Annotated in this window: 19 protein-coding genes; 7 read left to right on the plus strand and 12 right to left on the minus strand. The window is 59.8% G+C overall.

From position 1 onward, the window contains the following. Positions 1–154 precede the first annotated feature (154 nt). Entirely contained in the window at positions 155–2,023 is a 1,869-nt protein-coding gene (locus CBB91_RS12595; protein ID WP_273014332.1) for a peptidoglycan DD-metalloendopeptidase family protein, read from the plus strand. Between the two features lie 80 nt (positions 2,024–2,103). Beyond that, entirely contained in the window at positions 2,104–2,619 is a 516-nt protein-coding gene (locus tag CBB91_RS12600; protein WP_273014333.1) for a hypothetical protein, read from the plus strand. Here the strand turns inward: CBB91_RS12600 and CBB91_RS12605 are convergent. From CBB91_RS12605 to CBB91_RS12615, 3 genes are all read right to left on the minus strand, one after another. Continuing rightward, positions 2,616–3,551, minus strand: coding sequence for a ribose-phosphate pyrophosphokinase (locus tag CBB91_RS12605; RefSeq protein ID WP_273014334.1), 936 nt, complete (start codon positions 3,549–3,551; stop codon positions 2,616–2,618). The two genes, CBB91_RS12600 and CBB91_RS12605, sit on opposite strands and share 4 nt — an antisense overlap. A gap of 87 nt (positions 3,552–3,638) precedes the next feature. Beyond that, positions 3,639–4,406: a peptidoglycan editing factor PgeF gene (gene pgeF / locus CBB91_RS12610; RefSeq protein ID WP_035547364.1), complete on the minus strand. Its 768-nt coding sequence runs from the start codon at positions 4,404–4,406 to the stop codon at positions 3,639–3,641. A gap of 9 nt (positions 4,407–4,415) precedes the next feature. Next, positions 4,416–5,351, minus strand: a complete 936-nt coding sequence (locus CBB91_RS12615) for a peptidylprolyl isomerase (protein ID WP_273014337.1) — start codon at positions 5,349–5,351, stop codon at positions 4,416–4,418. A 47-nt stretch (positions 5,352–5,398) separates the two neighbouring features. Here CBB91_RS12615 and CBB91_RS12620 point away from each other — a divergent pair, with 47 nt between their 5' ends. Together CBB91_RS12620 and CBB91_RS12625 are read left to right on the plus strand one after the other, a co-directional pair. Beyond that, positions 5,399–6,256 (plus strand): 50S ribosomal protein L11 methyltransferase, encoded by an 858-nt coding sequence (locus CBB91_RS12620; RefSeq protein WP_273014338.1) that lies wholly within the window; start codon positions 5,399–5,401, stop codon positions 6,254–6,256. Between the two features lie 57 nt (positions 6,257–6,313). After that, a complete protein-coding gene (locus CBB91_RS12625) occupies positions 6,314–6,481 on the plus strand; it encodes a DUF2256 domain-containing protein (RefSeq protein ID WP_272981915.1) in 168 nt (55 codons plus the stop codon). Between the two features lie 5 nt (positions 6,482–6,486). On the opposite strand, the gene CBB91_RS12630 is transcribed toward CBB91_RS12625, so the two are convergent. Then, entirely contained in the window at positions 6,487–6,669 is a 183-nt protein-coding gene (locus CBB91_RS12630) for a hypothetical protein (protein WP_155841618.1), read from the minus strand. 171 nt (positions 6,670–6,840) lie between these two features. Here CBB91_RS12630 and CBB91_RS12635 point away from each other — a divergent pair, with 171 nt between their 5' ends. The 3 genes from CBB91_RS12635 (at position 6,841) to ligA (ending at position 12,513) form a co-directional block, all read left to right on the plus strand. Next, a complete protein-coding gene (locus CBB91_RS12635) occupies positions 6,841–8,652 on the plus strand; it encodes an aminopeptidase P family protein (RefSeq protein WP_273014341.1) in 1,812 nt (603 codons plus the stop codon). A 79-nt stretch (positions 8,653–8,731) separates the two neighbouring features. Beyond that, positions 8,732–10,414 (plus strand): DNA repair protein RecN, encoded by a 1,683-nt coding sequence (locus tag CBB91_RS12640; RefSeq protein ID WP_273014342.1) that lies wholly within the window; start codon positions 8,732–8,734, stop codon positions 10,412–10,414. After that, positions 10,411–12,513 carry an NAD-dependent DNA ligase LigA gene (gene ligA / locus CBB91_RS12645; RefSeq protein ID WP_273014343.1) on the plus strand — a complete coding sequence of 701 codons (2,103 nt, stop codon included), beginning with the start codon at positions 10,411–10,413 and terminating at the stop codon, positions 12,511–12,513. The genes CBB91_RS12640 and ligA overlap by 4 nt, the downstream gene beginning before the upstream one ends. Positions 12,514–12,524: 11 nt before the next feature. On the opposite strand, the gene CBB91_RS12650 is transcribed toward ligA, so the two are convergent. The 8 genes from CBB91_RS12650 to CBB91_RS12685 form a co-directional block, all read right to left on the minus strand. Beyond that, positions 12,525–13,364, minus strand: a complete 840-nt coding sequence (locus tag CBB91_RS12650; RefSeq protein ID WP_273014345.1) for an outer membrane protein assembly factor BamD — start codon at positions 13,362–13,364, stop codon at positions 12,525–12,527. Positions 13,365–13,465: 101 nt separating this feature from the next. After that, the gene (lpxC, locus tag CBB91_RS12655) at positions 13,466–14,389 is read right to left on the minus strand and encodes a UDP-3-O-acyl-N-acetylglucosamine deacetylase (protein WP_273014346.1); all 924 of its coding nucleotides are present in this window, start codon (positions 14,387–14,389) and stop codon (positions 13,466–13,468) included. 171 nt (positions 14,390–14,560) lie between these two features. After that, positions 14,561–16,021, minus strand: a complete 1,461-nt coding sequence (ftsZ, locus tag CBB91_RS12660) for a cell division protein FtsZ (protein ID WP_273014348.1) — start codon at positions 16,019–16,021, stop codon at positions 14,561–14,563. A gap of 91 nt (positions 16,022–16,112) precedes the next feature. Beyond that, positions 16,113–17,408 carry a cell division protein FtsA gene (ftsA, locus tag CBB91_RS12665; protein WP_273014350.1) on the minus strand — a complete coding sequence of 432 codons (1,296 nt, stop codon included), beginning with the start codon at positions 17,406–17,408 and terminating at the stop codon, positions 16,113–16,115. Then, entirely contained in the window at positions 17,408–18,274 is an 867-nt protein-coding gene (locus tag CBB91_RS12670) for a cell division protein FtsQ/DivIB (RefSeq protein ID WP_273014352.1), read from the minus strand. Before CBB91_RS12670 ends, ftsA begins: the two co-directional genes overlap by 1 nt. Then, positions 18,262–19,170 carry a D-alanine--D-alanine ligase gene (locus tag CBB91_RS12675; protein WP_273014354.1) on the minus strand — a complete coding sequence of 303 codons (909 nt, stop codon included), beginning with the start codon at positions 19,168–19,170 and terminating at the stop codon, positions 18,262–18,264. Before CBB91_RS12675 ends, CBB91_RS12670 begins: the two co-directional genes overlap by 13 nt. Before the next feature lie 2,286 nt (positions 19,171–21,456). Continuing rightward, positions 21,457–22,416 carry a UDP-N-acetylmuramate dehydrogenase gene (murB, locus tag CBB91_RS12680; RefSeq protein ID WP_345906871.1) on the minus strand — a complete coding sequence of 320 codons (960 nt, stop codon included), beginning with the start codon at positions 22,414–22,416 and terminating at the stop codon, positions 21,457–21,459. A gap of 61 nt (positions 22,417–22,477) precedes the next feature. After that, positions 22,478–22,702 (minus strand): hypothetical protein, encoded by a 225-nt coding sequence (locus tag CBB91_RS12685; RefSeq protein WP_273014357.1) that lies wholly within the window; start codon positions 22,700–22,702, stop codon positions 22,478–22,480. Between the last annotated feature and the right edge of the window lie 39 nt (positions 22,703–22,741).

Genomic DNA, 22,741 nt, shown 5'->3' on the forward strand with positions numbered 1-22,741 from the left:
GGGGGCTTGTTCGCCATCTTGCGCGACAGGTTCTGGATATGGATGGCCCACTGCCAGCGGCGCTTTTTGCTGAAAGTCCTCACCTCTCTGACGCGGAACTGGACGAGCTTGACGCCATCATCAATGCAGCTGAGGGCGAACAGGAGGACAAGGCATGAGCGTNCTCGGACTTGTTTGCCTGACCTTTGTCTGGAGCGCCGCATTGTGGGTGCTTGCGTCAGCATTGTCATCACTTAACCCGTCGCCCAAAGCTGCACAGGCTATCTGGCGCGGTGCAGCCGCGCTGATGTTTGCGCCGTTTGTCGCGTCTGCCTTCATGCCGGGGGTTGGTCAGGTCGCGGTTCAGGCCCTGCCGGATTTGCCGATGGTTGAGGCGCTGACCATCCAGCCAGCCGCTGAATTTCAGGATGTGACACGCCCAGCATTCCGTATGCCGCACGTTTCGACGCTGGTCGTTTGGGTGCTGGTGGCGGGTTGGTGCGCTCGGGGAGTTTGTTGGGCCGTCGGCCAGTTCCGGCTTCAGCGCTTGAAGCAACGTGCGCGCGCAGTGTTACGCCCCGTGGGTCATTGGGCCGAGGCGGTTGGATTGAGCCAGGCTCCAGACGTGCGCATCATACCACACGGCGCCCCGTTCCTTGCGGGAATACTCCGCCCCGTGATCTACATTCCGGCTGCCTTGATTTCGAAAAGCCACACGCCGCAGATCATCGTGCATGAAATGGTGCATCTGAAGCGAGGTGATTTGCTGACCCGCCCCTTCGACCGGGTCGTGGCAGATATCTTCTGGTTCTCACCTTTTGCCCGGGCCATGCGCGAGCGGCTTGATTACTGGCGCGAAGCCATCGTGGACGAGGAGACTGCCGACCTTACCGGGGACCGTATCGCCTATGCCCGAGCACTCACTCAAGTCGCCCGCCATGCCCGGCCTCCCATGATCCTGCCCGTTGCAGCATTCATTCTCAAAAAGGAAGGAACCCTGAAAATGCGCCTGACACAATTATTGACGGAGACGGATCATCGGCCGAAACGCCTCGGACTGGCGGTTGCGGCAGCGCTCGCACTGGCCGCGCCACTCGCGTTGGCGCAGGGCTCCCTCATCCGTGGCGCAGCCGCGCTGCCCGCAGCCACTGTCAATTACACGCACCCCATTCTCGACAAAGCGAAGCTGACCAGCGCTTTTGGGATGCGCACACATCCGATCACAGGCGAAGAGAAACTGCATCGTGGGATTGATCTGGCCGAAGAGGCAGGCAAGCCAATCTATGCGCCGACGTCCGCAATTGTCATGCGCGCCGAGATGACCAAGGGGTATGGTAATCTGGTCGAGATCAAAGCTGGCAACACGATCCTGCGCTTTGGTCAGTTGCAGGACATCAAGGTTGCCGTTGGTCAAACCGTATCAGGCGGAACGATTATCGGAACCTTGGGGCAATCCGGTCAGGCAACCGGCCCGCACCTGCATCTGGAAGTCTGGCGCAATGGCTCAGTTGTTGATCCGATGGCGGAAGAGGGGCTGGAACTGGCGAAGAGTCTTTTCATAACGTCAAACTCTGGTGCAAGGCTGCCGGCACCGGCGGCTGCGCCCAAAGCTCCAAAGGCACCCGCCGCGCCACAGCCTGCTGCGGCACCAGAAGCGCCGGAGGGGTGTGAGGCAGACAAGGTCTGGTTTACTGAGCGCGATATGTCTCCCGAATGGCGCGAGCGTGCAGAAGCCGCCAAGCTTGCGAACAAGTCGGCCTGGTTGAATCTGGATGCCGGATGGGTGCCGACCACGGTCAAGCATCCCGCGCCGTCCTATCCTGTCGATGCCGCCAAGCAGCATCTTAGTGGTACATGTCTCGTCATGTTCGATCTCGGAGTCGACGGTCTGCCGAAGAACAAGATCGCCGAATGCTCAGACCCGGCATTCAACACCGAAGCCGTCAAACTGAACGGTGCCGTGTTTGAGCCCGTGAAGAATGAGGCCGGCAAGGCGGTTGAAGTGAAAGGCGTGACCTATCCGCTGGAATTCTGCATCGGATAAATTGGTGGAACTTTCCTGGCGCGCGGCGCGTCTGGTTTCGAGAAGAGACTTTTCGCGTCGCGTGTGAGGATGTTCCAGCCATGTCTGCTCCAAAACCCATCGGAAAGAGCAAACCGATCATCGGTGGTGTACTGACTTTTGTCCTGTTCGGAGTACATCGTCTGTTTGTCGGGCAGATTTACTCTCGCTCAGAAGCGATGAAACTGGTCGACAGCCTTTCAGATTCGTCGCTCTATTTTGGCTCCGCCATTGCCAGTGCATCCGCGACGATTCTGGCCCTCATGCTCACCATGCTTGGCATGATGCACAATAGCAGCGCCGACATTGGTATCTGGCTGTTCAAGCGCGTTCGAATGATTGCCTGGTTTGCGACGATCAGCTTGTGTAGCGCGGTCGCATTGCTGACCTTTTCATCCATCCCCATCGGGGAATTTGAAGACATTCCAAAGGACTGGTTCGTGATGTCTTACTATGCCATCGCAACACTGATGGCGATCCTGGCCGGGCTCTTGGTCACCAGCATTCTGCTGATCCTTGGCGCGGTCAGGTATCTTGTGAACCGATTGGCCCCTGAAGTGCAGGAAGACGCCGACTAGCGATCGAACAGTTTCGAGACGCTCTCTTCATTCGCGATCCGGCGTATAGCCTCACCCAGCAGAGGGGAAATTGGCAGGATGCGGATGGATTTCGACTTGATCGCATCCTCCGATGGCTGGATCGAGTCGGTCATCACCAATTCGTCCAGCACAGATTTTTCGATCCGCTGAACGGCATTGTTCGACAGTACACCGTGAGTGACATAGGCCGCGACAGATTTCGCGCCATGCTCTTTCAGTGCCGCGGCTGCGTTCGCCAGCGTGCCGCCGGAATCNCACATGTCGTCGAGCATGATGCAGCGCTTGCCGGAAACGTCNCCAATGATGTTCATCACTTCCGACTTGCCAGCCTCCGGGCGACGTTTGTCGACAATGGCGAGGTCAGCCTCAAGCCGCTTTGCCAGGGACCGAGCACGAACCACGCCGCCAACGTCGGGAGATACGACAATCAGATCCTTGCTGCCGTAGCGCTCCTTGATGTCATCCACCATGACCGGGCTGCCGAACAGGTTGTCGGTCGGGATGTCGAAGAAGCCCTGGATCTGCCCGGCATGCAGGTCCACCGTCAGAACGCGGTCAGCCCCTGCGCTGCAGATCAGATTTGCTACCAGCTTTGCGGAGATCGGCGTACGTCCATCAGTTTTGCGGTCCTGACGGGCATAGCCGAAATAGGGGATGACGGCCGTGATACGGCGGGCCGATGCGCGCTTCAGCGCGTCCATGCAGATCAGCAGCTGCATCAGATTGTCATTGGCGGGGTAGGACGTCGACTGGATGACAAACACATCCTCGCCACGAACATTCTCATCGATCCTGACGAATATTTCCTGGTCCGAGAACGTCTTGACTTCAGAGCGCGTCAGGCGCGTGTCGAGATAGTCGGCGATGGCTTCTGCCAATGGCCGGTTCGCATTGCAGGAAAGCAGTTTCATGATGTATCGCCCGTGAAGCCCGTTGGTGTCGCTTTTGTAACATAGGGCAGCGAGTCGCAACCGGACTCTGTGCGGTTTTGCAGAAAATTACAGATGAAGCATGATCACTGAGGCATTTCGGCCATAGTCCGGTTCGCCGCGATGATTGCGCCTGCGATTGGAGAAATAATCCTTCTCCAGTGCACACGTATCGAGTCCAGAATCATGGACTAAGTGAACGCCCAACCGGTCCAGACGCTGGCGACAATAGCCGGGCAGGTCAAACTGGAATCGGTCTGCCTTGCCCGGAATAAACAAGGCTTCGCTTTCCGGAGACGCCACCAGAAACGTGTCCCGAAATTCCGGGCCGACTTCATAACTGGCCTGTTGGATGGTCGGGCCGATGGCTGCTCGGATGCGGCCTGGAGATGCGCCCAGCTGCGTCATCGCAGAAACCGTTGAATCGAGGACACCGCCAATGGCGCCTTTCCAGCCGGCATGTGCCGCGCCAATCACGCCGGCGTCCGGGTCAGCAAACAGGACGGGCGTGCAGTCGGCGGTCAGTATGCATAGCGCGAGTCCCGGCTCGGTCGTGACCATCGCGTCGGCTTCGGGCCGCACAGTCCAGGGGGCGGTTACGTGGACGGCATCGGAAGAGTGGATCTGATAGCAGGAAAGAAGGGCGCGGGCGGACAGTGCGGCCCGGACACGCTCCCGGTTCGTCGCTACGGCGTCTGGTGAATCGCCAGAACCTTCGCCGACATTCAGGCTGTCATACAGCCCGCTCGACACGCCGCCTTTGCGGCCGAAGAAGCCGTGTCGGACTGTGCTGATGGCGTGTAGATTGTCGGCGGTGACGGAGGGAGGAATCGACATGGGTTCAGCCTAGTCGCTGATCTGGCGCGCTGGAACGGGCAGCGTGCATATGTCGAGCCGCTTGGGCGGCGTCACGACAAAGGCGTCGACTGCACCATAGTCNCGTTTCGAATCTTTCANGATTTCCCACTCTGCACTGTGTGTCGCCATGACTTCCCAGCGGGGGCGGATATCCGCGGGCATATCTGCTGCCCCGCCGACAGAAAGGATGCGGTTTGCGGCGAGACGCTCAGCCCGCTTTGCAAGGGCTTCCTCGGATGTTTCCGGATCGAGGAAGGCGGCCAAGGCGTCTTCAGGGGTGGGATCGACGCGGTCGAGTCGGTTGATGTGGTCCATCCCGGCGATCACCCGGCCGAACAGTGTGTAGTTCCGGTCCAGATACCGGCGCTGGCCAATTGCGATATAGAATTCCGTTGCCCCGGAATCTGGCGCCGTGTCTCGCGCCATCCCCAGCGCACCGGGGCAATGCAGCAGCCATTCCTGCCCGCCCTCTCTGCCCACGGCAAAGCCGTCACGATGACCTGTCGCCTCNGCAAACAGGTCAGGGTTTCCGAGCGGGACAAAGCCGTCAATTTCGATCGGGCGTTCGGCTTCGAGGGAGAGTTCGGCCCATCCGCCCAGACGATGCTCAAATTCCAGGCCTGCCTGCGCCACATGGCCATCAATCACGCGGTAGAAGAATTCATCATTGTACAGGTTCGCGCGAACCGCTTCACGGAACTGCGCTGCATGGGCCGGGGCGGCGTTTGCGGCCAGTTCAATTANGGCCTCTCCTGTNAGNGTCTTCAGGATNACCAGATTTTNNGCTTCCACTTCTCGCCAGGGCGCATCGTGACTCGTTNGCGGGGCAGGGGACGCGGTGNCCTGNGGGCTGGAANCGGGGATGGATTCGCAGGCTGTCGTCACCATCAGTGCTGCCGCCGCTGCCATAAGGAATGCTCTCACGTCTTTGTCTCCTTCCCAAGAAACCGTCCGCCTGCTAATCGCCGCGCATGTATCAGATAACTGCAAAGGGCGCGCGGGCGCCAGTCGAAACGGCGTGGGATGCGCTGGCTTGGGCAGATCCTTCGCCAGCAGGCGCGGTCGACGCCAAGGAAGATGGACGCGGCAGCTGGCGGCTCGACGCCTTTGCCGAGACCGAGGAAGAGGCTGAAGCCTGTGTCGTGATCATCGAAGAATCTGCGCCGGAACTGACCGCGCGGATCGAACAGGTGATCGAACAGGATTGGGTTACGCTGTCGCTTGAAGGCCTGCCGCCAGTGAAGGCCGGGCCGTTCATCGTGGCGGGAAGTCACGCCTTGGCGCGACAGTCTCCGGGCAAGATCGCTGTCCTGATCGAAGCCGGGCCAGCCTTTGGCACCGGCCATCACGGCACGACACTGGGCTGCCTGCTGGCGCTCGACGAAGTTCGCCGCAGCCGGAAAGTCGGCAAGGTGCTGGACCTCGGAACCGGATCAGGCGTGCTGGCGATTGCGGCTCTGAAGGCTGGCGCGACGTCGGCCATAGGCACCGACATTGATCTCGACAGTGTGCGCGTGGCGAATGAGAATGCCCGGAAGAACCACGTCAACGGGTTCACAGCCATGCATGTGACCGGCGCGAATACGCCTCGCATCCGTCAGGGCGGGCCTTATGATACGGTTTTCGCAAACATTCTTATGCGGCCGCTGATCGGGCTTGCGCCGGACATCGCTGCGCTGACGGCGCCGGGGGGCACGATCATCCTGTCAGGTCTGCTGCACCATCAGGCGCCGCCCGTTCGCAACGCGTTTGCGTCCCGAGGCCTGGATTTCCAGGAGCGTATTCGTGAGGATGGCTGGTCAACGCTGGTGTTCCGCAAGCCTGACTGAGGCGATTGCTGCAGCGTCTGCCCGGCCTAGATGAAGCGCGGTGGAGGCGCTTCAGAAATGTCCAGACCCGGCAGCAAACCAAAGCGTGTCAGCAAGGCTGACCTGCCCGAGAAAACCTGCGCTGTCTGCAACCGCCCATTCTCCTGGCGGAAGAAATGGGCGCGGGTCTGGGAAGAAGTAAAGTATTGTTCCGAGCGGTGCCGCCGCGACGCCCGGAAACGCTGACCGGATCAGTATGCGGCGCGGCGAGCCCAGCGGGCCGAACGGCGCGCAAGGATTTGCGGGCGCTGGCTTTCGGCCGACTTCAGCGAGTGCGCAAAAGCGGACTCGGCCACTTCATTGACCATCAGCGGGCGATCTTCACCGGCCATGTTGGTCATGATTGGCGAAGCGATTGTGTTTTGACGTCTCATTTCGAGATCCCTTTTTCTGTATTGTGCGGTGCACAATTATTATCGTGGCGGCTATGTAGCGGAAAAAGGTAAACTTAAAAGCATGGGAATGCTGAAAAATGCATGCAAATTTGCATAACTGTGATGCGGGTTTCGGTGGTCAAATCGCGGCTTTCGGCCTACATAGAGGGCATGAGACAGACATTTGATATCAAGGGTGGACCGCAGGACGGTCGAGCCCATTTGCCCCTCGTTCGCGAACAGCTTGCCGCTCAGAAGCTTGACGGCCTTTATGTTCCGCATGACGACGAATACCAGAATGAGTACCTGCCGGACGCGAATGAGCGCCTGGCCTGGGTCAGCGGGTTCACCGGCTCGTTCGGGTCCGCGTTCGTCTTCACGGATCGTGCCGTCATTTTTGCAGATGGCCGTTACACGCTTCAGGTCGTCGACCAGACCGATCCCGATCTGTGGGAAGTGCAATCGGTTCCCGAGCCCGGCCCGTTCGGATGGCTGAAGTCGCAGGACATGTCCGGAAAGCGGATCGGCTATGACCCGAAACTGATGAGCCCGAATGATGTGGCCCAGATGGCAAAGGCGGCCAAGGCTGCTGGCGCGGAACTTGTTGGCGTCACCGACAACCCAATCGATGTGGCGTGGGCCGACCGTCCGGACCAGCCAATGGCACCCGTTGTCCCGCATGATGTGAAGTTCGCCGGAAAGGCCCATGACGAAAAGCGCGTCGAAATCGGCGATGCCCTGAAAGCGGAAAAGCTGGATGCGGCGGTGATTACGTCCCCGGCGTCGATTGCCTGGGCGTTCAATATTCGCGGCGGAGATGTCAGCTGCACGCCGCTGCCGCTCGGCCGGGCGATCCTGTTCGCAGACGGCTCGGCCGATCTGTTCCTGGACGAGGTGAAAGTCTCGGATGAGCTGCGCCAACATCTTGGCAACAGTGTTACGCTTCGTCCGTTGGTGGATCTGGAAAAAGGTCTGGCGGATCTCAAGGGCAAGACCGTCAGTGTCGACCCGGACGTTGCCTCGGCCTGGTTCTTTGATCAGCTCGAACAGGCAGGCGCTACAATTGTACGAGACCGCGACCCTGTCTCGCTGCCCAAGGCACGCAAGAATGAAGCCGAGCTTGCGGGCTCTGCAGCGGCGCATATCCGCGATGGTGTTGCGCTGACCCGGTTCCTGCACTGGCTGGATACGGATGCGCAGAGCGGCGAGGTCACCGAGATTGATGCAGCCATCAAGCTGGAAGAGTTCCGCGAAAACCTGGGCGGCCTGAACGATCTGTCCTTCCCGACCATTTCCGGGGCAGGGCCGAACGGCGCGCTGCCGCATTACCGCGTCTCGACTGCGTCCAATCGCAAGCTGGAGCGGGGCAGCCTCTATCTGGTCGACAGTGGCGGCCAGTATCTGGATGGCACGACAGATGTCACCCGTACAGTGCCAATTGGTGATCCGAGTGCGGACATGCGCCGTCACTACACTCAGGTCCTGAAAGGGCATATCGCGCTGGCCGTCGTGCGCTTTCCGAAAGGCACAACCGGCACCCATCTGGACGTGCTCGCGCGCCATGCGCTCTGGCAGGCTGGGCTCGATTACCAACACGGCACCGGCCACGGCGTTGGCGTTTATCTCGGCGTTCACGAAGGCCCGCAACGTATTGCAAAAGGCTGGAGCCCGATCCCGCTGGAAACCGGCATGATCGTCTCGAACGAGCCGGGCTATTATCGTGAAGGTCAGTACGGTATCCGCATCGAGAATCTGCAATATGTCACCGCGCCCGCCCCGATCGAGGGCGGCGAGATCGACATGTACGGTTTTGAGTGCCTGACCTTTGCGCCACTGGCGCGGGACCTGGTCGACCTGGCCCATTTGACCAAGGAAGAGCGGGAATGGGTCGATGCCTATCACGCGAAAGTCTACGACCTGCTGGCAGACAAGCTGGACGGACCAGTGAAGGATTGGCTGCGCGCCGCCTGCATGCCGCTTTAACACCGTTAACGAAAAACAGGCTTGTTCCTGTTTTGTTCCAATGATAAATCATGGCCAGTAGACTCTTTGGAGACTGGCCATGATCCTTTCCTTGTCGATACGTGATTTTGTCCTGATAGACCGTCTGGACATTGAACCCGGCAGTGGATTTACCGCGCTGACGGGTGAAACCGGGGCAGGTAAATCCATTATTCTCGATGCCCTGTCGGTGGCGATGGGGCATGGCTCTGACCGCGCCATGATCCGCGCTGGACAGGACCAGTCCACTGTTGCGGTGGAGTTTTCACCGCCCGTGAACCATCCGGTGTGGGCCGCGCTGATCGAGAGCGGCATCGACGCCTCGCCGGACGAAACCCTTACCCTGAAGCGCGTGTTGCGACGGGCCGGTCCTGCGCGTGCCTTTCTGAATGACCAGCCGGTAAGCGCGGCGCTCCTGTCCGAGATCGGGGACCTTCTGGTCGAAATTCACGGCCAGCACGCGGCCTCTTCCCTTATGAAACCCTCGTCGCACAGGCGGTTGCTCGACCTGTTTGCGGGCAATGAAACCCTCCTCGACGCTTGCGCGTCTGCCTACGGCTTGATGGCTGAGGCGAGTGCGAAGCGGGAAGAGCTGGAGGTGGAACACGCAAAGGCCATCGAGCAGCGTGACTGGTTGAGTGACGCCGTAGACGAATTGTCCGGGCTCGGCCCACGTGAGGGCGAGGCCGCTCAGCTTACGGAGCGCCGTACGCTGCTGATGCAGTCAGAGCGCGTGACGGAAGCGGTGCGCGAGGCTGAAACTGTACTGGATGAATCCGGGGTTGAGGATGCACTGGCGCGGGCCGCGCGCGCAACAGACCGGATTTGCCGATTGCCGGGGTTCGAGGCGTCAGAAGATGCCTTGCCGGNNGCCGCGCGCGCGGCAGCCGAAGCGGTCGAGCGCGCCTTGATTGAAACCCGTGANGCGGCGAATGCCATTGGCCAGCTTGAACGTCTNGTCCATCATGANTCCGCAGAGCTGGACAGCGCGGAGGCGCGNCTGTTTGCCCTGCGTGCTGCGGGGCGCAAGCATAATTGCGACCCGGACTTGCTGCCGGACATGCTGGTATCCCTCAGTGAACGGCTGGATCTGGTCGANGCTGGCGAGGATGCGCTCAAGGCGGCACGCAAGGCTGAGGCCTCTGCAAGGGCCGATTGGCATCAGGCCGCTGGCAAGCTGAGCGATGCGCGCAAGGCGGCGGCGTCCCGGCTTGAAAAGGCCATCGCGCGGGAACTGAAACCGCTCAAACTTGGCCGCTCGGTCATCCGCGTGTCGATCTCNCCATTGGCAGAAGGGGAGGGCGGCCCGAACGGTATCGACCGGGTTGAGTTCGATGCAGAGACCAATCCGGGCGCCGGNTTCGGTCCGCTGCGAAAGATCGCCTCGGGCGGGGAGCTGGCGCGTGTATCGCTCGCGCTGAAATGTGCGCTCGCCGAGGCAGGCTCAGCGCTCACCCTCATCTTTGATGAAGCGGATCAGGGCGTCGGCGGCGCCGTGGCGGCGGCGATTGGCGAACGCCTCATTTCGCTTGGCCAGTCCCGGCAGGTCTTTGCCATTACCCACAGTCCCCAGGTTGCGGCATCCGCAGCGGCGCAGTGGCTCGTGGAGAAGGGGGCTGGCGGCTCACGCATACGCGGGCTAGATGACAGCAGCAGGCAGGAAGAAATTGCCCGGATGCTGTCAGGTGCCGAAGTGACCGCTGAGGCCCGCGCCGCTGCCGGGAGGTTGTTGGAGGGTGCATGAGCGAGGCAACACCGGTTGAGGATCTGACACCGGACGAGGCAGCCGCCGAACTCGCGCGGCTCGCCGCGCTCATCTCCGAAGCTGATGCGGCCTATTATCAGGAAGATGCGCCGGNCCTGACCGATGCGGAATANGATGCGGCCCGCCAGCGCAACCTCGCCATTGAAGCCCGGTTCCCGAATNTGAAGCGAGAAGACAGTCCCTCTGACCGGGTCGGGGCTGTCGCTCAGGATGGCTTCAGCAAAGCCACGCATGCCGCGCCGATGTTGTCGCTGGACAATGCGTTTTCCGACGAAGACGTNGANGAATTTGCGGGCCGTATCCGACGGTTTCTGGGGCTTTCAGAAGACGATGAGCTGGAGCTGACGGCCGAGCCCAAGATCGACGGGCTGTCTCTCAGCCTCACCTATGAAANGGGGGNGCTGCAGCGCGCCGCCACGCGGGGCAATGGCCAGATCGGCGAGGACGTCACCGCCAATGCTCGCACGTTGAAAGACATTCCCGCAAAGCTCTCGGGCAAGGGCTGGCCGGACTTCATCGAGATCCGCGGCGAGGTGTATATGAGCCACGCCGATTTTGCTGCGCTCAACACGCGCGAAGGCGAAGCCGGGCGAAAGACTTTTGCCAACCCGCGCAACGCCGCCGCCGGCAGTTTGCGGCAGCTCGATACCGAAATCACGAAATCCCGTCCGCTCAACTTCTTCGCCTATGCCTGGGCAGCGGAAAGCGAACCCTTTGCCGAGACCCAGATGGAGGCGGTCGCCGCGTTTGCCGCCTGGGGCTTCGATACGAACACGCTGATGGCAAAGGCGGCGACACTTGGCGACATCCTGGCGACATATCGCGACATAGAGCGACAACGCGCGACACTCGGCTACGATATCGACGGTGTCGTCTACAAGGTAAACAGGCTCGATTGGCAGCAGCGTCTCGGCTTTGTCAGCCGTGCGCCGCGCTGGGCAATCGCGCATAAATTCCCGGCCGAGAAGGCCACTACAACCTTGGAAGATATAGATATTCAGGTGGGCCGCACAGGCTCGCTGACCCCCGTTGCCCGCCTCACACCCGTCACGGTCGGCGGTGTCGTCGTCTCCAATGCAACCCTCCACAATGAAGACGAGATCGATCGCCTCGGCGTAAAGCCCGGCGACACCGTCGAGATCCAGCGCGCAGGCGACGTGATCCCCCAAGTTCTGCGTGTGGTGAAGGATGGCGGCGGCGCGCCCTGGCACATGCCTGAGACGTGCCCTGTGTGCGGCTCAGCCGCCGTGCGCGAGATTGACGACAAGGGTGAAGCCGATGTGCGCCGTCGTTGCACAGGTGGGCTCGTCTGTGCCGCTCAGGCCGTTGAGCGGTTGAAGCATTTCGTGTCCCGAAAGGCNCTCGATATTGACGGCATTGGCGCGAAACAGGTCCAGCTTTTCCACGAGAAGNGNGTTGTGAAGGCGCCACAAGACATTTTCCGCCTCGCCGATCGCATCGCGGAGGAAGGCTTGTCGCCGCTGGAAGAGTGGGACGGGTTTGGAAAGGCCTCGGCAAGGAAACTGTTTGANGCAATTGATGCCCGCCGCAGCGTGCCCTTTGCGCGCTTTTTGAACGGGCTCGGCATCCGACATGTCGGCCAGACCACGTCCCAGCTCTATGCGCGGCATTTCCTCGACTGGGCACCTTTCTGGCAAACTGTCGTGCGTGCAGAGAAAGGCGGGCAGGAATCTGAAGCCTTNGCCGAACTCACCGGGATTGATGGTGTGGGNAAGGCCGCTGCCGGCGCGCTCNTCGATTTCGAGGCAGAGCCCCACAATCGGGAAATGCTCGAAGCGCTCATGCGGGAAGTTTCGGTTGAGGCGGAAGAGGCCGCAGCGTCTGATAGTCCGGTTGCCGGAAAGACGATTGTCTTCANCGGCACACTGGAACGCATGACCCGCGATGAAGCCAAGGCACGGGCCAGCGCGCTCGGCGCGAAAGTGTCAGGGTCGGTGTCGGCNAAGACAGATATTCTGGTCGCCGGTCCCGGTGCGGGCTCCAAGCTGAAAAAAGCTGAAGGCCTCGGTGTCCAGACTATGACCGAAGATGAATGGTTTGANCTGATTGGTGGCTAGGTACGGAGTGCCTATTTGCCGCCAGGAATGATCCGCTGCAGCAGGGTGCGGCGGGTTTCGCCATCCAGCGCTTCCGGATCAAGGCCTTTGTTGGTCAACAGGCGATAGCTCATCTGGTACCAGTCGCTTTCGGGGTAGTTGTAGCCAAGCGTAGATCCAACCGCGAGCGCCTGGTCGCGCAGGCCCAGGGTCAGGTAGGCTTCCACGAGCCGATGCAGCGCCTCTGGGGTGTGGGATGTCGTATCATACTTCTCGACCACGGTGCGNAAACGGTTGACCGCAGAAAGCATCTGATTGTTGCGCAGGTACCAGCGNCCGACGGTCATTTCCTTACCGGCCAATTGGTCATGCACCATGTCCAGCTTCACACTGGCGTCGCGCGCATACTGGCTGTCCGGGAAGCGGCGAACTACATCCATCAGCGCGTCGCGGGCGCGCTCAGTCGTCGCCTGGTCGCGGCCAACATCGGTAATCTGGTCAAAATAGCTCGCAGCGATCAGGTAATAGGCGTATTCGGCTTCCGAGCCACCCGGATGAAGCGCGAGATAGCGTTGCGCGCCTGAAATCGCCTCGTCGTACCGACGGCCCTGGTAGTGTGCAAAGGCGGTCATGACCATTGAACGGCGCGCCCACTCGGAATAGGGGTGCTGGCGCTCGACTTCATTGAACAGCAAGATCGCCTGATCGTAATCCCGCTTGTCCATCTCGGACGTCGCCTGATTGTAGAGCTGCTCCACCGGGCGTTCGACATAGGCCAGTTCCTGACGACGATTTTCGCGGGACTGACAGGCTGTCAGCGCAAGCGCGGCAGTCGTGATCAGGAGGAGGGGGAGCTTTGTGGATACTCGCATGGCAGGGCGGGCGCTTTCTGCTGTGATGATCTGATTAACTGCTTAGCGCGAACCCACAGGGTTTTCCAAGCGCGTTTCTCAGGCCTCGACGGTCAAACGCCTTAAACAGCCGCAGAGCGGCGNGTATCTGCACGGCTCGCATCAGCNGTATCGGATTCCCAGCACCAGGCAGANGGCGTTTCCAANAGTTTCCGAACGAGCAGATTGTTGATGGAGTGGCCCGGCTGGACCGCTTCNTAAANACCAGCAATGGGCGCGCCTGCCAGCATGAGATCGCCAACCGCATCAAGCATCTTGTGGCGAACGAATTCGTCTTCAGACCGCAGGCCTTCCGGGTTCATGATCTCGCCATCGTCGACCACGACCGCATTCTCCAGCGATCCGCCCCGGGCAAGCCCCATGGAGCGCAGCATGTCAACATCGCGGGCAAATCCATAGGTGCGGGCGAAGGCCAGATCCCGGGCAAACATGCCGGGAGCCAGTTGCAGNGTCATNTCCTGCACNCCGATGACTGTGTCGTCATACTCGATACGTGCATTCAGCGTCAAAAGCTTGTCTTCGGAAGGGGACAAGCGCGCGCGCTTCGGGCCGTCTTCAATCTCGATGGTTTCCAGAATGCGGATGCGGCGGCGCGGTGCAGATTGNTGCTTCAATCCTGCCTGCAGCAGAAGTTCGCAATAGACGGCGGAGGAGCCATCCATGATCGGTACTTCCGGGCCATCGATTTCGATGAGCAGGTTATCAATACCCATGCCAGCCAGCGCCGCCATNAGATGTTCAACGACTGCGACAGACACACCATTTTCGTTCGTCAGCGTGGTGCCAAGTTGGGTATCGGTGACCTGTTCGGCATCGGCCGGGATGGTCGTGTTGGGCCCTTGAATGTCCGTTCGGCGAAACACGACACCGGTTCCGGCCGGAGCCGGTTTCAGCACGAGCCGTGCTTTCTTGCCGCTATGCACACCTACACCCGCACATACGGCGGGACGCGCAATCGTTTGCTGAAATTCTACACTACCGGACAACACACCTACCTCCAGTTTCGCAGAATACATTGGGGTGGNCGGCGTGAAGATACAAAACACGGCTTGTTTCGACGTGTTACAAANCGGGCCAAGATAGCGATCTTGGCCCTGTAATCATTGTGTTTTATTTGAAACAATTNCGNCTGTGGTTTGCTGCAATCGTGTGCAAAATCAGTGATTGGCAGACCGGCGAAGGAAAGCCGGAATTTCCAGGTCGGAATCATCGAACGGAGCAGGTTCCGGGTGGTCGTCCGGCGAGGAGACGATCTGGCCGCCGGATTCCGTCGCTGGTGTGTCGCCATTATCCGCATGAGCGTTGCGACGCCAGCCGAACAGGTTGGAGAATCCGGACGGGCCGTGGCGGTTCTCATCTTCAGCAGGCGCGTCGGTCTGCTTGCTGAAAACGGCGTCGGCCTGGATCTGGTCTTCGCCTTCGCTGCCCTCGAAGTGTTCTGCNGGCAAGGATTGGCCAGGGAAGTCGCCGCGCGGGTCGGCTTCTGCGGAGCGAAGCGGGGATGGAGTATGGAGGATCACCTTTGGACGATCGTCTTCGTCAGCAATCTCCGCGACAGCTTCGACTTCCGGTTCAACTTCTGAGTCTGCCTCNGTGACGGGCTCTTCCTGAATAGGTTCCGCGATGGGCTGGCGCACAGTCTTTGCGACAGGCGGTTCCTGCTTCAGGGATGGCAGCACGGCGTCCACGCCCGCGGCAACGACCGATACGCGGATCTTGCCTTCCAGTTCGGTATCGAAAGCTGAACCAAGAATGATGTTTGCGTCCGGGTCGACTTCNCGGCGGACTTCATTGGCCGCTTCATCCAGTTCGAACAGTGTCATGTCATAGCCGCCGGTGATGTTGATCAGCACGCCCTTTGCGCCCTTCATCGAGATGTCGTCCAGCAGCGGATTGTCGATAGCGGCCTTGGCGGCTTCGAGTGCGCGATTTTCGCCCTCTGCTTCGCCCATACCCATCATCGCCGCGCCCATGCCCCGCATGATGGAGCTGACATCGGCAAAGTCGAGATTGATCAGGCCCGGCATGACCATCAGGTCAGTGATCCCGCGCACGCCAGAATAGAGTACGTCATCAGCCATGCGGAAGGCTTCGGCGAAAGTTGTGCGATCGTTGGCGATGCGGAACAGGTTCTGGTTCGGCACCACGATCATGGTGTCGACATGTTTCTGAATGTCAGCGAGGCCGCTCTCGGCAAAAGACATGCGGCGGGTGCCTTCAAAGCTGAAGGGCTTGGTGACGACAGCAACCGTCAGGATGTTCATTTCCCGAGCGGCGCGCGCGATGACGGGGGCTGCGCCGGTTCCGGTTCCGCCGCCCATACCGGCAGCGATGAACACCATGTGTGCGCCGTCCAGGCGTTCGCGAATTTCGTCTATGGATTCTTCAGCGGCCTTCGCGCCAACATCGGGGCGGGCTCCTGCGCCCAGTCCGGACGTGGTTTCTGGCCCAAGCTGGATGCGGTTTTCCGTCTTCGAGCGGGAGAGGGCCTGCGCGTCCGTGTTGGCAACGATAAACTCGACACCCTGCAGGTTCGCCTCGATCATGTTGTCAACGGCATTGCCTCCGGCGCCGCCGACTCCAAAGACCAGGATCCTGGGCTTGAGTTCATGTGTCATTCGTCGTCCTCACCTAACCGCCTGAAGCCATACTGAAGCGCTAAAATGACGCGTTGCAGCTAAGAAGCGGTTAAGTGATTCGCGATTGGCGTCAGAAATTTTCCTTCAACCAATGGAACGCCTTGTTCACGGCTCCGCTTCGGGCTTCTGCTCCGTATTCCTTTGACGCAATGCCAGCCCGCACAGCGTCTGCGAACCCCAACTCGGTATACAGTAGCAGACCTGAAGCTGTAGAAAAAGCTGGTGTTCCCAGTGTTTCACCCAGGAATTCAGCATTTGTCGGCCGTCCCAGCCGGACCGGCGCCTCCAGAGTGCGCATGGCAACTTCTCTGACGCCGGGCAACTGGCTGGCGCCGCCCGTCAGTACAACTCGACGAGGCAGTACTTTGCGTACACCACTTGCCTGAAGCGTGCGTTGGACCAGCTCGAAGATTTCCTCGATACGCGGCGCAATGATTTCGGCTAACTGGCCGCGCTCCATACGCGTTGCCTGAAGTCGACCATCATCTCCGAGGCGTGGCGCCTCAATTCGTTCTGCGAGGCCCGGCCCTTCCATATTGGCGGTCCCATAGACGCTCTTGAGACGCTCGGCAGCGGCGAAAGTCGTTCCGATGCCCTGCGCGATGTCTGATGTGACATGCGTTCCGCCCGCCGGAACAAGGCCGAGCCAGGCTGGCGACCCATTCAGATAAACCGACACGGCTGTCACGCCGGCGCCCATGTCGATGCAGATGGCGCCGTTCTCGATTTCATCATCGATCAGCGTGCCTGCGCCGCTCGCGATAGAGGAGGGGATCAGCATCTCCACACCGAGATGCGCGCGGCCGACACATTCCACCAGATTGCGCACCATCGCCTTTGGCGCGGTGACAACAGACAGCAGCAATCCGAGCCGGTCGGCGTACATGCCTGCTGGTTCGCGTACGCCTTCCTGCGCATCAACGCGATACGCCACAGGCCAGGCCGCCAGGACGTCCGCGCCTTTGGTCGGGATCTGCGCCATTGCCTGCGCTTGCACGCGGCGAATGTCCTTCGGCGTCACTTCGCGGCCACCGATATCGATTTCTGATGTAACCAGCTGGCAGTTCAGCTTCGAGCCTGTGATCCCCAGAACGACCTGGCTGATCTGCTCGCCTGCTTCGCGTTCAGCGTCTTCCACAGCGAGGCGAATGGAGCGTTCGAGCCCATGCATGTCCGTAATGGTGCCGCCATTAAAGCCGCGCGACTGCTGGCGACCGGCGCCGAGTATCTGAAAATTGCGCGGTCCGGTGCCGTCATTCCGGCCGATGAGGCAGGTGATTTTTGAGCAGCCGATGTCTAGCGCGGCAATCGGGTTGGATGCTCGCGACCCTACCAGTGGTTTTCGCCGGGCCTGGACGTTTGCCATCAGCTTCGGGCCGCCTCTTTTCGGGCTGCAAAGTCAGGATCATTGACCGGGTTGAGATAGACGCGGCCCTTGTTGCGAAGATCGATGGTCTCCAAAGGACGCTGCATCAGAGCGGTGCGCAATTGCAGTGTCGACAGGCTGTCCAGCGCAGCAACCATTTGGGGGTCTTCCGGAAGGCGAACGGTCGCGCCGGAAACCAGTCGCATGTCCCAGCGGCGATCATTGATACGGGTGGCAATCGCGATGCGCGGGGCAACATCCGGTTCGGCTTTCAGCGCCTCGACCAGGGCAGGGGCGGCTTTCGCTGCACCGCGACCCGCCAGGCGGATCAGCTGCTTGTGGTCATCCGCGCGAGCGTCCGGAATGACGCGGCCGAGGCCGTCGACAACTGTCCATTCCTGACCGTCATGCCAAACGGCAACAGGTTCCGCNGCGTCGGCCAGAATCACGACCTGATCAGGCCAGAGCCGGTGGACACGCACGTTCAGAACCTTGTTGGTGCCTTCGACGCGGCGACGAATGACATGCGGGTCGGCGCGAAACATGTTCTCTCCTGGCTCGATCATCGCAGCTGCGCGAATGTCCTGNGCCAGTGCAGGGTCCTGTTCCAGGCCAATGATGGACACATCNTTCACGGCGATGCCGACAGTCCGGGCGGTATCATCCATGAAGCTCGCAAACCGGTTTTCGATCTGGGACATGGAGCCGCCCATCCAGGCGGCGGTGGCCACAACAATGGCAACCAGCATCACAAAACCGAACACGACTGAGGAGACGCGCACCTCTTCGCCCGTCACCTCATCAACAATGACGGCGGGCTTGCGCGCTTTTTTCGGAACGGTCTGATTGCGGGTTACCTTTGGCATGAAGCATCCTCGATCATCCAGGTGACCAGCTGTTCAAAGGACATGCCTACGAAAGCGGCCTGTTCGGGGACAAGCGAGGTGGGCGTCATGCCGGGTTGTGTATTTGTTTCCAGGATCACGAGCCGGTCTCTCTTGTCATCATAGCGAAAGTCGGACCGCGTCGCGCCCCGGCATCCGAGCGCCTGGTGTGCTTTCAGGGCAAATTTCATCGCCGCTTCGGTCACATGGGCAGGCAGGTCTGCCGGGATCACATGCTGCGATCCACCAGCTTCATATTTTGCATCAAAATCGTAATAGTCTCTTAAGGTCGTGATCTCTGTAACGGCCAGCGCGCGATCGCCAAGCACCGCCACGGTCAACTCCCGACCGGGAATGAATTCCTCGGCCATGAGATGGTCGCCATAGCGCCAATTCGGTCCGGTCAGCTCCTTTGCAGGACCATTGGCGCCCTCGCGTACGATCAACACGCCNAAGCTGGAGCCNTCGGCGACCGGTTTGATGACGTAGGGCGGATCAAGGGGATGTGCTGCAGCGGCCTCGGCGCGGGTCACCTGCTTGTCTGCAGCAACCGGAATGCCTGCCTGCTGGAACACGGCTTTGGATTTCAGCTTGTCCATCGCAAGTGCCGATGCCAGCACGCCTGAATGGGAATAGGGCAGGTCCAGAACCTCCAGCACACCCTGCACACAGCCATCCTCGCCCCAGGGGCCGTGGAGGCCATTGAGAACCACGTCCACGTTTGCTTCGGTCAGTTGCGCCGCAAGATCACGACCCGCATCGATTTCCACAACATCATAGCCGGCTGACCGCGCGGCCTTAGCCATTTGTTTACCGGACGTAACCGACACGTCGCGTTCAGAGGACCAGCCTCCATAGATCACGGCCACACGTTTCATAAGAATATCCTGCAAGCTGGTAGTGGAGGTATTCTTCGCGTCTGCAGGGTTAAAGCGGCCTTAGCGTGGCAGCCTGAGTGTGATTTCCCGGCGAAATAACAAAAAAATTAGAAAACGCCGGTTGCAACGTTTGGACTACAACTGTAGTCGATATCGAAAATCGACATCATTTCGGATTTGGGACACCGGATGTTTCCATCATCTGCGCGGGAGGATACGCAGCGTGAACCCTTTGACTCGGCTTCTTGGTGGAGCGTGCTTCAGTGCACTGGCAGTATCTGTTGTGGTGCCGTCGGCGATGGCCGACATGGCTCCGGAAACCACGCCAGGCGCAACGATCTACACGATTGAGAATTTCCGTCAGTATGCGCCACGTACAGCGCTGGAAATGGTGAATCGAATTCCGGGCTTCTCAATTCAGGGAGACAATGACGGTTCGCGGGGATTTGGGCAGGCCAGCGGCAACGTCCTGATCAATCATCAGCGTGTGTCTGGCAAATCGAATGGCGCAACGGATTCGCTGGACCGGATCGCTGCGACGAGCGTGGTGCGTATCGAACTTGTCGACGCGTCTGCATTTGAGATCCCTGGCCTGTCCGGTCAGGTCGTGAACGTCGTTACTAGCGGGGACACGGGAATATCCGGCACGTGGCGATGGAGCGCCCGGTTCCGGGATAATCTTCCGCCATACTACAATGATCTCAATCTCACCCTGTCAGGTGGGGGCGGCGACCTCAGCTGGACCTTCGAAGCTGAGAGCAGTCCGGAAAGGGGGGCTTCCAACGGACCGGAATTTGTCAAGGATGGGCAGGGAAGCCTGATCGAGCGACGGGAAGAAGACTTCACGTACATCGCAGAGATCATGTCCGTGGCAGGATCGATCGGATGGACGCCGCCCTCGGGTGCAATCGCAAACCTGAATGCGAAGGCTCAGGTCTTTCAGCCGGACTACAAGGAAGCCGGAAAACTGTTCCCCACTGAAGGCGTGGAAGGTCGGCGTCTCTATACTGGCGCAGAAGATGAAGTGTTCGTGGAAGTCGGTGGAGATTACGAATTCGGTCTNGGGCCGGGCCGGTTGAAAGCGATTGGTCTGGTGCGCCGGGAAGACAGCCCGATTGTTGATCGTGTTCTGGTCGGCAATCTTGATGGCAGTAGGTCCTCAGAAGATGTGTTCCGAAAGGATATCCAAGAAGGAGAGTATATTCTCAGAACGGAGTATGCGCTGGGTGCCGGGGCTGGAGCAGATTGGCAGATCGCCCTGGAGGGTGCGTTCAACTATCTGGAGCAGGACTCATCCTTGTTCGTGTCACAAGATGGTGGGCCGNTGGAGCGACAGGANTTGCCGCGAGCGAACTCCCGTGTCGAAGAACAGCGCGGAGAAATATCGATCACGCATGGCCGTCCTTTGGCGAGGGGGCTGACAGGGCAAGTCTCGCTGGGCGCGGAGATGTCGGAACTCTCTCAATCAGGTGACGCTTCCAATGTCAGGACATTCACGCGGCCGAAGGGATTCGCCAGCCTTACCTGGCAGGTCAGTCCCTCTCTCCGTCTCGTCTCGCGTCTCGAAAGAGAAGTCGGGCAGCTCGATTTCTATGATTTTGTGTCGTCGGTGAATCTCAACTCTGGCAATGGACAGACAGGCAACCCGGAGATTGTGCCGGATCAGAAATGGAAACTCAGTGTTCAGACCGAAAAGAACTTTGGCGCGTGGGGCGCCGGGACGGTCGAGGTATTTTATGAAGATATTGAGGATATCGTGGACCGTGTTCCGATTGGTTCAGGTGATGGGCCGGGCAATCTCGACTCGGCCTGGCAGGTCGGAGCGGAGTGGGATGCCACATTGAAGCTCGCGCCCATCGGATTTTCTGGCGCAGAGCTGACCTATGAGGGCAACTATTATGACTCTGAGTTGACCGATCCGTTGACCGGAGAACTCCGCCCTATCAATGACAGTTCGAAATACTGGATGATGCTTCAACTACGTCATGATGTGCCGGCGACCGACTGGGCGTGGTCGGTCGGGTTCGAGCGTTGGGAGCGGAATCCATACTATCGCCTTGCGGAGACTGGTCAGGAAGGCGCACGCCCAGGATTTGCGTTTGCCTATATTGAGCACAAGGATCTCTGGGGCATGACTGGTCAGGCCATGATCGGCAATATTGCAAACCAGAATGATACCTTCCGCCGCCAGATCTACGACACCAACCGGCTCGGAAATGTTGTGCGCATAGAGGACCGTGCCCGCGATTTCGGGCCGATCATGACCTTCACGCTGGAAGGAATTTTCTAGGCATCGATTGGGGGAAGGGGAGGCTTGATCCGTCCGATCCGGCGCACTTCCCAGCGGAGGTTCACTCCTTGCGTGGCCAATACTTGCGCGCGGACGAGTTCGCCCAATGCTTCCAGGTCTGCCGCTGTGGCGTCGCCCGTATTGATGAGGAAGTTGCAATGTTTGGGAGAGACTTGTGCACCGCCCACTTTCAAGCCCCTGCAGCCAGCAGCGTCGATAAGTTTCCAGGCTGACCTCTGGTCTGGTGTGCCCGGAGGGTCAGGATTGGCGAAGGTAGAGCCCGACGTCTTTTCCTTGATCGGCTGCGTATCCGCGCGGCGATTTTGAAGCAATTCAATCTCGGCAAGGATCTTTTTCGGATCACCTGAGCCAGACCCTTCCAGCGTCAGCTTGGTGACGATCAGATCATCGGGCAAGTCTGTATGGCGATAGGAGAAGCTGGCCTCTGGCAGATTGCCGGGACGCCCTGGCCCCCGATAGGCGACATGCGTGCCGTCCCTCAGATAGCCCTCTAGTCCAACCAGGACATCCCGCAACTCCTGACCATAGCAGCCTGCATTGGTTCGGGTTGCCCCGCCCAGAGATCCTGGAATGCCTGAAAGAAATTCTAGGCCCGTTATGCCTGCACGCGCCGCGGCTTTGGCCACGGAAACGTCTAGTGCGCCCGGTCGCGCAGTCAGAAATCCGTCTTCGCTCGCTTCGACGCTGCCCCAGTATTTACCCATCAGACGCACCACGACACCGGCGATCCCGCCATCGCGGACGATGACATTCGAGCCGACGCCGAGAACCGTAATGGGTATTGCCGGGTCAAGCGTTTTCAGAAAGCCGGCAAGGTCCGTCTCGTCTTCTGGCAGGAACAGCCAGTCTGCCGGGCCGCCGACGCGGAACCAGGTGTAGGGCGCGAGGCTGGCATCGTTGATCAGCTTGCCGCGAACAGGGGGAAGGGTTGTCATCATATCGAACTAGGCGTTCGGGCACTTCCAGTCATGTGTCAAGTTGTGAGGATGGTCTGGCCTAGCGTTCAGGCGAGCCATCCTGATCCAGTTCGTCTGAGATCTCATCGGCGGCTTCGGAAACTTCATTCGCGAATTCGGAGGTTTCTTCTGGAAGATCGTCGATTGTCGCATCCATGCGCGCGCCAGCGCCTTCAAAAGATCCCTCCTGATAATAGAACCAGCCGAGCACGATCAGAAAGGCAACGCAGATGAAGGCGAGGATGGCGGTGAGCGTACGGCCCATGATGAGACTCCTTGTGGGTGTTCATCAGGGTGAACGCAG

This window comes from Hyphomonas sp. TMED31, from assembly GCF_002172815.1.
Lineage (GTDB): Bacteria > Pseudomonadota > Alphaproteobacteria > Caulobacterales > Hyphomonadaceae > Hyphomonas > Hyphomonas atlantica.

Bases quoted from the DNA above. Each gene is read 5' to 3' on its own strand.
- CBB91_RS12600 (WP_273014333.1), top strand. From the start codon at position 2,104: ATGTCTGCTCCAAAACCCATCGGAAAGAGCAAACCGATCATCGGTGGT.
- pgeF (WP_035547364.1), bottom strand. From the start codon at position 4,406: ATGTCGATTCCTCCCTCCGTCACCGCCGACAATCTACACGCCATCAGC.
- CBB91_RS12620 (WP_273014338.1), top strand. From the start codon at position 5,399: ATGTATCAGATAACTGCAAAGGGCGCGCGGGCGCCAGTCGAAACGGCG.
- CBB91_RS12625 (WP_272981915.1), top strand. From the start codon at position 6,314: ATGTCCAGACCCGGCAGCAAACCAAAGCGTGTCAGCAAGGCTGACCTG.
- CBB91_RS12630 (WP_155841618.1), bottom strand. From the start codon at position 6,669: ATGAGACGTCAAAACACAATCGCTTCGCCAATCATGACCAACATGGCC.
- CBB91_RS12635 (WP_273014341.1), top strand. From the start codon at position 6,841: ATGAGACAGACATTTGATATCAAGGGTGGACCGCAGGACGGTCGAGCC.
- ftsA (WP_273014350.1), bottom strand. From the start codon at position 17,408: ATGGCAAACGTCCAGGCCCGGCGAAAACCACTGGTAGGGTCGCGAGCA.
- murB (WP_345906871.1), bottom strand. From the start codon at position 22,416: ATGACAACCCTTCCCCCTGTTCGCGGCAAGCTGATCAACGATGCCAGC.
- CBB91_RS12685 (WP_273014357.1), bottom strand. From the start codon at position 22,702: ATGGGCCGTACGCTCACCGCCATCCTCGCCTTCATCTGCGTTGCCTTT.